2 protein-coding genes are annotated in these 811 nt (G+C 64.6%); both read left to right on the forward strand.

Features of this window, described 5'->3' with window-relative positions; translation table 11 throughout:
* The coding region (locus tag ABD866_RS10885) for an energy transducer TonB (protein WP_345064593.1) at positions 1–324 on the forward strand (324 nt) is incomplete at its 5' end.
* Positions 325–341: 17 nt separating this feature from the next.
* Positions 342–811: MotA/TolQ/ExbB proton channel family protein (locus tag ABD866_RS10890; protein ID WP_345064595.1), on the forward strand; the 470-nt coding region annotated here is incomplete at its 3' end.

An 811-nucleotide genomic window follows, 5' to 3' on the forward strand; every position in this document is an offset into this window, starting at 1 on the left:
GCAGCACCGGCCGCAGCCCCCGCCCCGGCGGCCGCACCGCGCATCGAACTGCCGTCCAGCGACGCTGCGCACCTGAACAACCCCAAGCCCCCGTATCCAGCGGTGAGCAAGCGCATGGGCGAGCAAGGCAAGGTGGTGGTGCGCGTGCTGATCGGCGCAGACGGCACACCCCAGAAGGTCGAACTCAACCAATCCAGCGGCTTTGACCGGCTGGACCGCCAGGCCCTGGACACCGTGATGCGCTGGCGCTTCGTGCCCGGCAAGCGCAACGGCACGCCCGAGGCCATGTGGTACCTGCAGTCGATCAGCTTCGTTCTCGAATAAGTTTTTCAGGAGTTTTCATGGAATCGCATTTCGGCATTGCCAACGTCTGGACCCAAGGGGACTTCGTCACCCGGGCGGTCGCCATCATCCTGCTGGGTATGTCCCTGGCCTCGTGGATCGTCATCGTGATCAAAGCCCTGGATCTGGTGCGCTTCAAGAAGCACGCCCGGGCCGCACAAGATTTCTGGCACAGCGAGGACTTCGCTGCAGGCCTGGACAAACTGGGTACGGACCCGACCAATCCCTTCCGCCACCTGGCACTGGAAGGCCGTGAAGCCACAGCGCACCATCGCAACACCAAAGCGCACCTGCATGACACGCTGGACGTGAGCGACTGGGTCACGCGCTGCCTGCGCAACTGCATCGACGAGTTCACCGCACGCATGCAGTCGGGCCTGGCCATTCTGGCGTCGGTGGGCTCGACCGCGCCGTTCATCGGCCTGTTCGGCACCGTCTGGGGCATCTACCACGCACTGGTGGCCATCGG

It is taken from the genome of Acidovorax lacteus (assembly GCF_039540375.1).
Classification (GTDB): Bacteria; Pseudomonadota; Gammaproteobacteria; order Burkholderiales; family Burkholderiaceae_C; genus Acidovorax_G; species Acidovorax_G lacteus.